This window comes from Nocardia sp. NPDC051911 (assembly GCF_040681035.1).
GTDB lineage: Bacteria > Actinomycetota > Actinomycetes > Mycobacteriales > Mycobacteriaceae > Nocardia > Nocardia sichangensis.
Window position 1 is genome coordinate 148,791 of record NZ_JBFAXY010000018.1, and the last position, 14,212, is coordinate 163,002.

Consider the following 14,212-nt stretch of genomic DNA (forward strand, 5'->3'; position numbering starts at 1 on the left):
AACGACTTGTCGGCCGGTGTCGGTACCGTCGATGACGAACGCGGTACGACGAAGGGGACGGGCGAACGACGTGGACGGGGGATGCAGTCCGGGCTGGATACGGAGGCTGTGGGCCGAATGCCTACCGCACCGCGCGGTGCTGGGCGGCCTCGCCGCCGCGGTACTCGGCGGGGCGATCGTCGAGACAGCGGGTCCGCTGCTGACCAAGCGGGCCGTCGACGCGGCCGGGATCGGTGACACGGCGGCGATCAGCGTGGTCGCCGGGCTGATCCTGGTAGTGGCCGTGAGCCGGTCCGGAGCCGGATTCGGACGGCGCTGGCTGGCCGGGCGGCTGTCGCTGGACGTGCAGCACACCCTGCGGGTGCAGCTGCTCGGCGCACTGCAGCGGCTCGACGGCGTCGGTCAGGACACCCTGCGCACCGGCCAAGTGGTGTCGCGATCGATCACCGATCTGCAGCTCGTCCAAGGACTGCTGGCCATGGTGCCGCTGTCGGGCATGGCGCTGCTGGAATTCGGGCTCGCCGCCGCGGTCATGCTCTGGCTCTCCCCGCCGCTGGCCGCCGTCGCGTTGCTCGTGGTGCCCGCGGTCGGCCTGGTGGTCTACCGCATGCGGCCGCGCCTGCACGCGGCGACCTGGTCCGCGCAGCAGCGTGCCGCCGATCTGGCCCAGCACGTCGAGGAGACGGTCACCGGGGTACGGGTGGTCAAAGGCTTCGGCCAGGAAGCGCGGATGGTCGACCTGCTGGAGCGGCACGGTCGCAAGCTGTTCGCGGAGCGGATGCGCGCCGCACGGATCGACGCGCGCTTCGCGCCGACCGTCGCGGCGATCCCGCAGCTCGGGATGGTCGCGGTCATCGCGCTCGGCGGACTGCTCGCGCTGCACGGCAGCATCGGCATCGGCACCTTCGTCGCGTTCGCCGCCTACGTCGCCGTCATGACCGGCACCGCGCGCATTCTCTCCTCGGTGATCGTCATGGCGCAGCTCACCAGGGCGGCGGCCGAGCGGGTCTTCCAAGTGATCGACACCGCCCCGGTCATCGCCGATCCCGAACGCCCGGTCGAGCTGCCGGACGGCCCACTCGGCATCGAGCTCGATGCGCTGAGTTTCGGCTTCGATCCCGAGCGGCCGGTGCTGCGCGAACTGGATCTGCGCGTGCGGCCCGGCGAGACGGTGGCGGTCATCGGTCCGGCGGGCTCGGGCAAGTCGACACTCGCTCTACTGCTTCCGCGCTTCTACGCGCCGGACGCGGGCCGTATCCGGCTGTTCACCGACCCCACCGCGCCGCACGCGGGCGCGGTCGACGCGATCAAAGCCCCGACTTCGCGAGCCGGGACCCGAATCGGCGAGGCCGTCGACATCGCCGACGTGCGCGCCGCCGACCTGCGCGCCGCCATCGGCGTCGTCTTCGACGATCCGTTCCTGTTCTCCGACACCATCGCGGCCAATATCGCGCTCGGGCGACCGGACGCCACCGACGAGGAGATCAGGCAGGCGGCCGTCCAGGCCGCGGCGGACGAATTCATCGCCGAGCTACCCGACGGCTACGACACGGTGGTCGGCGAGCGCGGCCTCACCCTCTCCGGCGGCCAGCGTCAGCGGATCGCGCTGGCCAGGACGCTGCTGGCCCGTCCGCGCATCCTGGTGCTCGACGACGCCACTTCCGCGGTGGACGCGGTGACCGAGGCGGCGATCTTCGACGCGCTGCCCGACCAGGGCGGACGGACCACGCTCATCCTCGCGCACCGGGAGTCGACGCTCGCCCACGCCGATCGCGTGATCCGGCTGCCCGCGCCCGCCGGACACCCCGCTCCCGAGCCGGACGCGAGTTCGGCCACGGGCAGGCGAGTCGGCGACGGATCCGCCGGCCGTCGCTTCGGTGCGGCGGCAGCCGACATCAGCGAGACGCCCGAGCTGCGCCGAACCATCGAGCGGCTGCCACCTGCCACCGAGCAGCCGGACACGGACAGCGAACGCATTCGCGAGCCGGATCCCGGTTTCCGGCTCACCCGCCTGCTGCGTCCCGTCCGCGGGCTGGTGCTGACCGTGATGGCGCTGCTGGCCGTGGACGCGGCGATCGCCATCGCGTTCCCGCCGCTGGTGCGCTACGCGATCGACGGCGGCGTGCTCGGCGACGACGCCGGAGCACTCGTCCGAGCGACACTGCTCGGCGCGGTACTGGCCGCGGCGGGGTTGGCGGTCGGCGCGGCCACCACGCTGCTCACCGCGCGCACCGGGGAACGCGTGCTGTTCGCCCTGCGGGTGCGCAGCTTCGCACACCTGCAACGACTCGGCCTGGACTACTACGAGCGCGAACTGTCCGGGCGGATCATGACGCGGATGACCACCGACGTCGACGCGCTGTCGACCTTCCTGCAGACCGGCGTGGCCACCAGTCTGGTCGGGCTGCTGACGCTGGTCGGCATCACGGTCGCGCTGCTGGTCATCGACGTATCGCTGGCTCTGGTCGTGCTGGCGACGGTGCCCGCCCTCGCGATAGCGACGGTGCTGTTCCGGCGGGTGTCCTCCGCCGCCTACACCGTGTCGCGCGAGCACGTGTCGGCGGTCAACGCCGACTTCCAGGAGAACGTCACGGGCTTGCGCGCGGTGCAGGCGAACCGGCACGAGCCGCGCGCCGCCCGCCGCTTCGCCGAGTACTCGCAGCGCTACCGCAACAGCCGGTTGCGGGCGCAGCGGGCGATCGCGCTGTACTTCGCGTTCGTCGTCGGATGGGCGGACGTGGCGCTGGCGGCGGTGGTGTTCTTCGGTGCGCGCGAGGTCGCCACCGGTGCGACCAGCGCCGGCACGCTGGTCGCGTTCGTGCTGTATCTGGAGCTGCTGTTCGTGCCGATCCTGCAGCTGTCCCAGGTGTTCGACAATTACCAGCAGGCCAGGGTCGGGCTGCGCCGGATCGGTGACCTGCTGCGCACCCCCTCCTCGATCGCCGCCGACCCGGCCCACCCGGTGACCATCGGACCCGCGCTGCGGGGTGACGTGGCGTTCGACGACGTCCGTTTCCACTACCCGGGAAGTCGTGTTCCCGCGCTGGACGGTGTGTCGCTGCGCATTCCGGCGGGTTCCAGCCTTGCTCTCGTCGGCCCGACCGGCGCGGGCAAGTCGACCGTCGTCAAGTTGCTCGCGCGGCTGTACGACCTGCGCCCGGATTCCGGCGAGCGCACGCGAGTGCCCGCCGCAGCAGCCGAAGGACACGCTCCCGACGCGATCAGGGTGGACGGCGTCGACGTGCGCGACTATCGCCTCGCCGACTACCGCTCGCGGCTGGGCATCGTCCCCCAAGAAGCTCACCTGTTCACCGGCGACGTGGCGAGCAACATTGCATTCGGGAAACCATTCGCGACCCCCGACGAGATCGCCGCGGCGGCTGCGGCGGTGGGCGCGACGGAGATGATCGCCGGCCTCCCGCTCGGCATGAAACAACCCGTCGGCGAGCGCGGCCGGGGCCTGTCGGCCGGGCAGCGGCAGCTGATCGCGCTGGCCCGTGCCGAACTGGTCGCTCCGGACTTGCTGCTGCTCGACGAGGCCACCGCGACGCTCGACCCGGACGCCGAGGCATCGGTGCTGGCAGCGAGCAGATCGCTGAGCCGGGACCGCACCACGGTGATCGTCGCGCACCGGCTCGGCACCGCCGCGCGCGCCGACCGGATCGCGGTCGTCGACCACGGGCGGATCGTGGAATTCGGCGAGCATACGGAGCTGCTCGCCGCAGGTGGGCCATATGCCCGGCTCTGGGCAGCGGCACAGGCGTCGGAGGGAATATTCTCGGGTGACGCCGGGTCATCACCAATAGGGTCGGGGGTGTCGGGTGGTCAGTGAATCGGCCGATTTGCTGCTGGGCCTATCCTCAGATAGGGCGCATCGGCGCGCAATCCGCTGATCCCCGTGCCGGGCACGTCACAAACGTCGCAGCGCGAAGAACGAAATGAGGCGAACACCTGCTGTGAGCAGCTCAACATCCCAGTTCGGACAGAACCAGTGGCTAGTCGACGAGATGTATCAGAAGTTCAAACAAGATCCATCATCGGTCGACGAGAGCTGGCACGAGTTCCTGGCCGACTACACGCCTGACGCGAGTGGCGACACCGGCAACAGCCAGCCCGCCCCCGCGACCGCGCAAGCTGCCGCTCCCGCACCGGCTCCGGCGGCCACCAAGCCCGCCGCCGCCACGCGCAACGACGCCAAGCCTGCCGCCGCCCCCGCGGCCCCGAAAGCACCCGCACCGGCCGCCGCCAAGCCCGCACCGGCCGCCGCCAAGCCCGCACCGGCCGCTGCCAAGCCCGCCGCTGTGACGACACGCACACCGCAGACCACCCCGGCGCCGACTTCGAACGCCGCGCCGACCTCCGGCCCGAAGCAGGCCGACACCGCCGCCGACGAGTCCAAGGTGCTGCGCGGCGCCGCCGCCGCGGTGGCGAAGAACATGTCCGCCTCGCTGAGCATCCCCACCGCGACGAGCGTGCGCGCCATCCCGGCCAAGTTGATGATCGACAACCGCTTGGTCATCAACAACCACCTCGCCCGCACCAGGGGCGGGAAGATCTCCTTCACCCACCTGCTCGGTTACGCCATCGTGCAGGCGGTCAAAGCGTTCCCGAACATGAACCGGCACTACGCCGAGATCGACGGCAAGCCGAACGCGGTCACCCCCGCGCACACCAACCTCGGCCTCGCCATCGACCTGCCCGGCAAGGACGGCAGCCGATCGCTGGTCGTCGCGGCCATCAAGGGCTGCGAGGCGATGACCTTCGGGCAGTTCCACACCGCCTACGAGGACATCGTCCGCCGCGCCCGCGACGGCAAGCTCACCGCGGAGGACTTCTCCGGCGTCACCATCTCGCTGACCAACCCGGGCACCATCGGCACCGTGCACTCGGTGCCCCGCCTGATGAACGGCCAGGGCGCGATCATCGGCGCGGGCGCGATGGAGTACCCCGCCGAGTTCCAGGGCATGAGCGACGAGCGCATCGCCGATCTGGGCGTCGGCAAGCTGATGACGCTCACCTCCACCTACGACCACCGCATCATCCAGGGCGCGGAGTCCGGTGACTTCCTGCGCACCATCCACCAGCTGCTGATCGCCGACGAGTTCTACGACGAGATCTTCCACGGTCTCGGCGTGCCGTACGAGCCGATCCGCTGGCGCAAGGACATCCGCGAGCGCGCTGTCGACAAGAGCGCCCGCGTGCTGGAGATGATCGCCGCCTACCGCAACCGCGGCCACCTGATGGCCGACACCGATCCCCTGCGGCTGGTGAAGGACAAGTTCCGCAGCCACCCGGACCTGGACGTCACCCAGCACGGCCTGACCCTGTGGGACCTGGACCGCACGTTCAACGTGGCGGGCTTCCACGGCCAGGACCAGATGAAGCTGCGCGACGTGCTGTCCGTCCTGCGCGACGCCTACGTCCGCCACGTCGGCGTGGAGTACACCCACATCCTCGAGCCCGAGCAGTTGCAGTGGATCCAGGATCGGGTCGAGCAGAAGCACGCGAAGCCGACGGTCGCGCAGCAGAAGTACATCCTGAACCGGCTGAACGCGGCCGAGGCGTTCGAGACCTTCCTGCAGACCAAGTACGTCGGGCAGAAGCGCTTCTCGCTGGAGGGCGCCGAGGCCGTCATCCCGATGATGGACGCGGTGATCGACCAGTGCGCCGAGCACAGCCTCGACGAGGTCATCATCGGCATGCCGCACCGCGGCAGGCTCAACGTGCTGGCCAACATCGTGGGCAAGCCCTACTCGAAGATCTTCACCGAGTTCGAGGGCAACATGAACCCGGCCGCCACCCACGGCTCCGGCGACGTGAAGTACCACCTCGGCGCGCAGGGCACCTACCTGCAGATGTTCGGCGACAACGAGATCGAGGTCTCGCTCACCGCGAACCCCTCGCACCTGGAGGCGGTCGACCCGGTCCTCGAGGGCCTGGCGCGCGCCAAGCAGGACCTGCTGGACAAGGGCGACGGCCCGGAGGGCTTCTCGGTCGTGCCGCTGATGCTGCACGGTGACGCCGCGTTCGCCGGTCAGGGCGTGGTCGCCGAGACGCTGAACCTGTCGGGTCTGCGCGGCTACCGGGTCGGCGGCACCATCCACATCGTGGTGAACAACCAGATCGGCTTCACCACCGCTCCGGAGAACAGCCGCTCCACCGAGTACTCCACCGACATCGCGAAGTTCATCGGCGCGCCGATCTTCCACGTCAACGGCGACGACCCGGAGGCGTGCGACTGGGTGGCCCGCCTGGCGGTCGACTTCCGGCAGAAGTTCCGCAAGGACGTCGTCATCGACATGATCTGCTACCGCCGTCGCGGCCACAACGAGGGCGACGACCCGTCGATGACCCAGCCGTACATGTACGACGTCATCGACACCAAGCGCTCGGTCCGCAAGGCGTACACCGAGAGCCTGATCGGCCGCGGCGACATCTCGCTGAAAGAGGCCGAGGACGCCCTGCGCGACTACCAGGGCCAGCTGGAGCGGGTGTTCAACGAGGTCCGCGAGCTGGAGAAGTACTCGCCGGAGCCGAGCGAGTCGGTCGAGGGCGACCAGCCGGTGCCCGCGTCCGTCGTGACGGCCGTGGACAAGTCGATCCTGCAGCGCATCGGCGACGCGTTCCTCAACGTGCCCGACGGCTTCAACGTGCACCCGCGCGTCAAGCCGGTGCTGGAGAAGCGCCGCGAGATGGCCTACGAGGGCAAGGTCGACTGGGCCTTCGCCGAGCTGCTCGCCTTCGGCACGCTGATCGACGAGGGTCGCGCGGTGCGCCTGACCGGTCAGGACTCCCGCCGCGGCACGTTCACCCAGCGCCACGCGGTGATCATCGACCGCAAGACCGCCGAGGAGTACACCCCGCTGCACAACATCGGCAGCGAGAACCCGGGCTGGTTCGCCGTGCACGACTCGGCGCTGAGCGAATACGCCGCCGTCGGTTTCGAATACGGCTACTCGCTGGGCAACCCCAACGCGCTGGTGTTGTGGGAAGCGCAGTTCGGTGACTTCGTCAACGGCGCGCAGTCGATCATCGACGAGTTCATCTCCTCCGGTGAGGCCAAGTGGGGCCAGCTCTCCGACGTCGTGCTGCTGCTGCCGCACGGCCACGAGGGCCAGGGCCCGGACCACACCTCCGGCCGCATCGAACGCTTCCTGCAACTGTGCGCGGAAGGCTCGATGACCGTCGCGGTGCCGTCCACCCCGGCCAACTACTTCCACCTGCTGCGCCGCCACGCACTCGACGGCATCCGCCGCCCGCTGATCGTCTTCACCCCGAAGTCGATGCTGCGCAACAAGGCCGTGGTCTCCGACCTCAAGGACTTCACCGAGAGCAAGTTCCGCTCGGTCTTCGACGAACCGGGCTACGAGCAGGGCATCGGCGACCGCAGCAAGGTCAAGCGCGTCCTGATGACCAGCGGCAAGCTCTACTACGAACTCGCCGCCGAAAAGGCCAAGCAGAAGCGCGAAGACGTCGCCATCGTCCGGATCGAGCAGCTCTACCCGCTGCCCGTCCGCCGCCTCAACGAGGCCCTCGAGGGCTACCCCAACGCCACCGACCTGGCCTGGGTCCAGGAAGAACCGGCCAACCAGGGCGCCTGGCCCTTCTTCGGCCTCAACCTCCCCGAAACCCTCCCACCCCGCTTCGCCAACACCCGACTGCGCCGCATCTCCCGCCGCGCGATGTCGGCCCCGTCCTCGGGGTCGAGCAAGGTGCACGCGGTGGAGCAGGCGGAGATCATCGCGGAGGCGTTCGAGCCGACTAGTTAGTCGCCTGCTGTGACGCCGGGCCGGATCGCTCAATCCTTCGAGCGACCCGGCCCGGTTTCGTACTGCGGGGTTGAGTTGAGTTCTAGGACGTCGAAGAAGGTGTCAGGGCTGAGGCACAGGTCGTTGGCTCTGCCGATCGCTGCTCACGCCTCGAACAAGCTCACACCTTGACGATCTCGATCTTCGGACCGCACAGCAACGACATGTCCTCGGGGTCCGACGTCACCACCGTCGCCAGCCCACGAACCGAGCGGGCCGACACAGCCAGAACTGCGTCGATCGCGTATTTGTGCCCACCAAGGCCGTGCTCGCGCAACAGCGCAGCGGCGTGCGCGGCCAATTCTCGCGTTACGGCGTGAACATCGATCTGTGACAACGTCCAGGCGATCCGGGCAGCATGCACCTTGCTGTAGTCGGCTTCCACCGTCGTCATAGCCGTGGTGGCCACTCGCACGCCGTCCTCTTTCGCAGCCTGCACCCACGCAAGCATGCGGCGATCCTTCCGGTACAGCATGGACAGCCCCTCGCTGTCGAGGAACAGCACATCCGACATCAGGCGGCCGATCCGCGCGAACCCCGACGCCGCCGCTCGAAGCCCAACTCCGCCCGCGCCTGATCGATCTCCGCACGAGTCAACGGCTCGTCGCCCTTCTCGAAGTCGGCCACCAACTCCCCCAGTTTGTCCATCGCGACACGCTGCTCCAACGCCTCGGCGACATAGGCGGAGAAGCCGCCGGGACCGACATGGGCGCGAGCCTGCTCGGCGAGCTCCTCCGGGAGGCTGATCGAGTACTTCTTACTACCACCCATGTCCTAAATGCTACCAAGGGTAGGACCAGTGCGGCCGGAGCGCCCTTCACCTCGGCCGCCACGCTGATGACTAAGCGCAACTCATGTCCTCCCTTCACCAGTTACCGAACCGCTCAACCCATCGGCATCAAATGCCTGAGCGATACCCATGCCTCCGTCGTCGACGGATTCGCTGCTGTCCTGAAATGCGGACGGCTGCGGCACGGCTTCGGCGCTTTTCGTCGCGGAATCCCTCGGCACCCCTGGCCGCGGGTGTTCGGGGTACACCGCTTGCACCAGTTGCGGACAGTGGTAGCGGGTGTAGATGCAGAAGTGCTTACGCATGATGTCGAGAACCAATCCGGCCGCGGCGGTGGTGACGTGTGGGTCATCGACAAGGCGCCGGAGACTGTCCAGAGTCGAGCACTGCACCGAGATGTCGTCACTGCCCGCGTCGGCATACTCGCCATACGACAACCGCACCCGAGGATGCCGACGCAGAAATTTGCGTTCGGCCTCGACGGTGGGAACCAGCAGGCTGCGGCGGACATTGAGAAAGCCCGACAGATCATCGGAGACAACGAATACCTCCATCGCACCGACACTCACACAGAAACGGCGCTGGCCGCTGTAGGTGCCTGTGCTGACCGACCAATACTGGAACTCAGTCGCGCGCGGCACGGGAACCGACGAGTCCAAAAAGGTGCGAAGCAGCGCGGTGACCTCATCAGCCCCCGGCCTCGCTTGGTACCGACGCGCGTTTGCCGCGTATCGGACCTCCTGCGCCGGCATCGGCTTCAGCGGCGTCGCATCGGCGGCGTTGTAGACCAGCGGGTCGGCCAGCCATCGATCCTGCTCACCGACGGGCAGCAATTCCTCGAGGGCGTCGCGCCCAGCGGTGGCTCTCGCATTGATCACATTCCGCAGCGGTACGCCGAGCGCCTCCAACTCATGGGTGAAGGTCCGCTCACGCCGCTTGAGTTTCTGTTTCGACGCTATCTCCGGCCGAAACCGCACCGTGGCGATCTCCTCGCCCCACTTCGCGCGGTGCCCGGCCATCCGGCCCCGGAGGTTCACAGATTCGCCGACATAGAAGCTGTCATCGTGGAATCGAAGTAGGTACCAACCGCTCAGCACAGGCTGACCAGGCGGCAGCGCCACTGTTCGCGCCTCCGCGAAAAGAACTGCTGCATCGAAATTTCGGGAATCGGCCCAGCTCTCGGCAACCGATCTAGGCAGTGGATTCACGGAACGAGCATAGGAGTCGAAATCGAACTTTGCTGCGGGCCAAAATCTCTCCGTCGATCAGCTCGATGTTCTGCCATCCCGTCTTGCTGACGACCGCGCTCTTCTCCCGGATCAGCGCCGAGCGTGCGGCTGTGGCCATATCTTTCCAGCCGGGTGCGACTGGGCTGGCAGCGGTCACGGGCGCCTCAAAGGTCCGAACGACACGCTCACGCAGCAGGTGAAGCTCATGACGAAACACCGCGCTGGTCTTGGCCGACTTGTCCGCGACCGCGTCGTGGGCCCGATCCGCGGTCCCGCTGGCCGCCATCGTTTCCGGACGCCCCGGGTCGTACCAGTGCTCCGTCGTTTTGTCGAACTCCGCGATGCGGTGCTCATGACAGAGCATGAACAGATCCGTTGGTTCCAGCCGCCGGAACCCCCGGACGTCGAGCTGAGCGAGCAGCTCCTCGGTCGAGATACGGCGATTCGCGACCAATTCGCGAATAGTATTCACCAGCATTTCTTTCCGGTGTTGCCTCACTATTCCCCCTGGTGACGCAGGTCTGGAGCAAGACATGGTCACACACATCCCGGTAGCCCGCACACAGAATGGAGCATGATGCCGCGCAAGCGCTACGGCCATGACCTGTTGATCGGCAAGCCCAACAACGAGTTCGACGGTAGAGGGTTCACCGCAGGCTTCGGAATCTCGACCGGCTACTCGCCTGAAGAAGCGACTTCACACCCCACCTCTGGCAGCCTGGTCACGCCGCTATGTACGCTGTACGCTCCGGGACCGTTGCTGTGGGGGTGGCTGGAGTGCAGATCGACCCCGTGACGCTGACAGACGCAGCGCGCGTGTTGGAGTTCATTGCCGACGACGTCAAAGATCCAGTGAAGACGCCACGTCTGGATGCCGCTGACTGCATCAAGTCTCTGCGTGATTCGCCGATCGCCACCGCGCTCGGCGACGCCGATGGCGCGAGCGAGCAGGCCAAGATCGTGATGGAGAAACGGTACCGATGGATGGCCCATCTGCTGTATCTCACGGCGACAACGTTCCACGGCGTGGACGTCGATCTGGCCAACCAGTTGAACGCCATGGGCGAGTTGAACTGAATCGAGAACCTACCGATGTGGATTCCGAAGCTCGCCGACCTCATCAGCATCTCTGCTGGTACGGAGTCTCGATCGTTGGACGTATCGGCCTTGAAGGCGCTCGGCGAACGTGCGGAGAATGTCGAGAAAGGGCTCAACGCCACGGCCGACGCGATGCGCAGGCAGATCCAGGCACTGGAGTGGTCGGGCGCCGCGAGCCGCGCCGCGACAGATCGCGCCGATCAGGAATACCAGGACGTTCGCAGGATCGCCGATGCGCACGGTCGGCTCGGTGAACTGGCGATCGGCGCTTACAACGACATGTATTACGCCGTCTCATTTTTGACGTCCACAGCGCTGCTGCTCATGTCCGAGGGCTTTACGGTTGACCAGGACTGGACGGTTCATGCGCCTGACGGCGGTGACAAGGATCGGGCCACCAATGACACCGTCAGTCTGCAGGCTCAAGCCAAGCACATCGGTTCCTCCATGGAAACGTGGGCTCCCCAGATCACTCAGGTGATCAGAGATATTCGACTGCTGGCACCGTCGTCGGCAGCGGACCGCTTCGCGACCGATCCAGCCGAAGTAGCCGAGATCAAGGGCAGACCCGCCGGGGCAGGACCGGCGACGCTCCATGAGCGTCTGCTGGCCAAATACAATGTCACACCCGATCCGGACGGAACGGTCATGTTTCCTACGGATCCGGACAGCGCGTTCGGCAAGGCACTGGCGGCCGCCGGATTCGAGCCCAGACGAGTTACCGCCAGTGAGGCGCGGATGCTGTCCGAACTGGACTTGCATGGGGTCCTGGCGTTCGCCATGATCGAGCAGGCCGCCTCGGAGGAGGGGACGACGATCTTCGAGGACAAGCCGCGTGCGGGCGGCGTGGGCGACGGTCACGCCGACGCATTCCGGCACGCCTACTGGAACACTCTGCTGTCCAAAGAATTCGGTCAAGACTGGGCAAACGCGTACACGACTGCGCACGAGCGCATCGACGGTCCGACTTCACACGCGAGTGCGGAGGCGATGGACCTGCACAACAACGAGGTCGGTCGTCGAATCCAAGCCGAGCATCCGAATGCGTCGCCCACCGAACTGAAGGAGCTTGTGAAGAAGGCGGTAGAAAGCGGCCAATTGGTTGTCGTCGGCCCCGACGGTCAACTGAAGTACAGCAACCAGGTGCCATTCGGCGACACGGGGATTACCGACAAAGAGCCCCCGGCGCGAGGTGGTCACGACCCGGAGGTGACGCGCGGTGAGCCCAAGAACGGAACCTACTACTAAGGGAAAGTGGCTTCGCAGGGTGCTGTGGGGCGTTCCTCTCGTCGCTGTGCCGGTATTGGCGGTGGTCGGACTTTTGGCATACGTGGGCGGCGGCCCGTTCGCACCACACCTGAGTGAGGACAAGACGCTGTCCGCACGATTGAACGACCTGTGGCGGAAGGGCGGCTCCGCGCCACTGCGCGACCTTGCCGGCGGAAGCTGGGACCGCGTCTACGTGTACCAGCAGGAATACCTCGGCCGGGAACAGGTGGAGCGAGAAGTCGGTGCACCAGTGGAGATGGAGGACACCTTCTCCAAAAGTGGCGCGTCAGTGCTGATCTTCGCGCGAGGTAACGGCGTTCAGCATGCGACTTGGGTTGATGTGCCGTTGATTTCGGGCCTCTACACCGCAGACGTCGAGCTTCGGGCGCCTGGCTACCCGCGCTACCTTGAATTCGTGGAGCCTCGACCCACAGGTCCACACCTGATGGAGGACACCGATCTGGAGGCGAAGAAGGACGAACTCTTCCGCACGCACGGCTCAGCTCTGCTCCGCGATCTCACCGGCGGTGATTGGGACCGGGTCTACGTCGTGACCGCCGACACCCGTGCGAAAGTCGAGGCGTTCGTCGGCGCTCCGGTCGAGATGGAACCCATCTTCACCGAGCGTGGCAGCATTCTCGTGTTCACAAAAGACGGTGCGGTTCAACGAGCCGCGTACATCCGCGGGTATCTTCCTCCCGACGGTGTCTACAGCCCTGCCGTACGTCTCGACGCAAACGTTGCCCCTTTGGAGGTACGACTCGTCGACCCCGCTCCGACCTCGACAACAACCGTGCCGCGGTAACTCGGCCGCAGCGGATTCCGGCAGCCGCCACTCACCCGGCTCGACGAGATCGGCTGCCGCCACGGATACCGCCATCGGACTCGTCGCGCTATCGCGCTGACAATCGCGCCCAGCTGGGGACGGCCACCGGCAGCCCGCTCGAACGACTCGGCTGGACACAATTCCAGGCGGGCCGATGCTCCCCGGCTGGGAGAACACCGGCTGGACCTGTCGACTTATCTGGCAGCAGAGGAATGTCGTCTCAATGGGCCGCCGCTAGTACCAGATCCCGATAGGGGAGCTTGGTGATCGGATTATCGGCGATGCCGAGTTCTCCTTCGACCTGACCAAGGCGAATGGTTGCCACGTCCGTGTCGGCCGCCGTGATTTCCGTTTTGCAGAACTGCCCGTCCGTCGCCTTCTCCGTGGTGCCAATTGTCCTGCGGAATGTGTGCACCGAAGGGATCATCCTGTAGGTCGTCGATGCGATGAATTGCAAGTAACGTGGCGGTACTTCTCTAGGGTCTTCAGCGGCCGCAAAACCGGCCCGCCGGTATTCATTGCCTCGAACCGGCCGTACCCGCTGATCCTGTCGAAATCCGAGCGGAGACCTGCGATCTCCGGTATGAATCGAACCGGGTTCGGCGAACTGTAGTGGGAGGGAATACACGATCATGTCCGAAGACGCGCACCGCGTGCGAGAACAACAGGCCTGGTTGATCCGCGCTGGGCGAAGCGGGGAACGCGAGGCCCGCGCGCTACAGCACGGCCTCGCCATCCTAGGCTGGGACGAGGTGGGTGACCTCAGCCGGTACCGAACCTGGGATGAGCTCAAATCGGCTCTGCGTCAGGCATACCCGGACGCCGGTCGAGCGTTGATCGGTAATTGGGCCGGACAGCTGTGGAAATTCGAGACCGAGATCCAGTACGGCGATCTCGTGGTGATGCCTCTCAAGACCCATGCCGGATACTTGGCGGTCGGCAGAGTCAGCGGTTCGTATGAATTCCGTCAGGACGAGCCGAAGGAATTCCGGCAGGTGCGAAAAGTCGACTGGCTCCGCACCGATATACCGTGGGACGCGGTCCGGCCCGATCTGCGGGCCAGCCTCGGCTCTCTCCTCACGGTTTGCGGCCTAACCCCAAGGCCGCGCAGTTAGCGGGTGGGCTGGGTTTGTCAACCGGCGTGGGATGGTGAGTTGGGACAGCGGAACTGCTGGTAAAGAGGTGTTGTCCG

General features: G+C 66.6%; 12 protein-coding genes. 7 read left to right on the plus strand and 5 right to left on the minus strand.

The features are described 5' to 3' along the window. The first annotated feature begins 31 nt into the window (after window positions 1-31). Window positions 32-3,832 (plus strand): ABC transporter ATP-binding protein, encoded by a 3,801-nt coding sequence (locus AB0L97_RS22680; RefSeq protein WP_364432660.1) that lies wholly within the window; start codon window positions 32-34, stop codon window positions 3,830-3,832. Between the two features lie 106 nt (window positions 3,833-3,938). Beyond that, window positions 3,939-7,769, plus strand: coding sequence for a multifunctional oxoglutarate decarboxylase/oxoglutarate dehydrogenase thiamine pyrophosphate-binding subunit/dihydrolipoyllysine-residue succinyltransferase subunit (locus tag AB0L97_RS22685; protein WP_355077297.1), 3,831 nt, complete (start codon window positions 3,939-3,941; stop codon window positions 7,767-7,769). Between the two features lie 160 nt (window positions 7,770-7,929). Here the strand turns inward: AB0L97_RS22685 and AB0L97_RS22690 are convergent, their stop codons facing one another. From AB0L97_RS22690 to AB0L97_RS22705, 4 genes are all read right to left on the minus strand, one after another. Beyond that, window positions 7,930-8,322 (minus strand): DNA-binding protein, encoded by a 393-nt coding sequence (locus AB0L97_RS22690; protein ID WP_364432664.1) that lies wholly within the window; start codon window positions 8,320-8,322, stop codon window positions 7,930-7,932. Next, entirely contained in the window at window positions 8,322-8,579 is a 258-nt protein-coding gene (locus AB0L97_RS22695; protein ID WP_364432667.1) for a hypothetical protein, read from the minus strand. The genes AB0L97_RS22690 and AB0L97_RS22695 overlap by 1 nt, the downstream gene beginning before the upstream one ends. 81 nt (window positions 8,580-8,660) lie before the next feature. After that, entirely contained in the window at window positions 8,661-9,806 is a 1,146-nt protein-coding gene (locus AB0L97_RS22700) for a hypothetical protein (protein WP_364432670.1), read from the minus strand. Then, window positions 9,790-10,299 carry a hypothetical protein gene (locus AB0L97_RS22705; RefSeq protein ID WP_364432673.1) on the minus strand — a complete coding sequence of 170 codons (510 nt, stop codon included), beginning with the start codon at window positions 10,297-10,299 and terminating at the stop codon, window positions 9,790-9,792. Before AB0L97_RS22705 ends, AB0L97_RS22700 begins: the two co-directional genes overlap by 17 nt. A gap of 102 nt (window positions 10,300-10,401) precedes the next feature. Between AB0L97_RS22705 and AB0L97_RS22710 the strand changes: the two genes are divergently transcribed. Genes AB0L97_RS22710 through AB0L97_RS22725 form a run of 4 tightly spaced genes read left to right on the plus strand, consistent with a single transcriptional unit; the run spans window position 10,402 to window position 12,999 of the window. Further along, window positions 10,402-10,623, plus strand: coding sequence for a hypothetical protein (locus AB0L97_RS22710; RefSeq protein ID WP_364432676.1), 222 nt, complete (start codon window positions 10,402-10,404; stop codon window positions 10,621-10,623). Continuing rightward, a complete protein-coding gene (locus tag AB0L97_RS22715; protein WP_364432679.1) occupies window positions 10,605-10,904 on the plus strand; it encodes a hypothetical protein in 300 nt (99 codons plus the stop codon). The genes AB0L97_RS22710 and AB0L97_RS22715 overlap by 19 nt, the downstream gene beginning before the upstream one ends. Before the next feature lie 15 nt (window positions 10,905-10,919). Continuing rightward, the gene (locus tag AB0L97_RS22720; RefSeq protein ID WP_364432682.1) at window positions 10,920-12,173 is read left to right on the plus strand and encodes a hypothetical protein; all 1,254 of its coding nucleotides are present in this window, start codon (window positions 10,920-10,922) and stop codon (window positions 12,171-12,173) included. 46 nt (window positions 12,174-12,219) lie between these two features. Then, window positions 12,220-12,999, plus strand: coding sequence for a hypothetical protein (locus AB0L97_RS22725; RefSeq protein ID WP_364432685.1), 780 nt, complete (start codon window positions 12,220-12,222; stop codon window positions 12,997-12,999). Between the two features lie 241 nt (window positions 13,000-13,240). Here the strand turns inward: AB0L97_RS22725 and AB0L97_RS22730 are convergent, their stop codons facing one another. Next, on the minus strand, window positions 13,241-13,654 hold the full coding sequence (locus tag AB0L97_RS22730; protein ID WP_364432688.1) for a hypothetical protein: 414 nt from the start codon (window positions 13,652-13,654) through the stop codon (window positions 13,241-13,243). Between AB0L97_RS22730 and AB0L97_RS22735 the strand changes: the two genes are divergently transcribed. Further along, on the plus strand, window positions 13,653-14,135 hold the full coding sequence (locus AB0L97_RS22735) for a hypothetical protein (RefSeq protein WP_364432691.1): 483 nt from the start codon (window positions 13,653-13,655) through the stop codon (window positions 14,133-14,135). The genes AB0L97_RS22730 and AB0L97_RS22735 overlap by 2 nt on opposite strands. The last annotated feature ends 77 nt before the right edge of the window (window positions 14,136-14,212 follow it).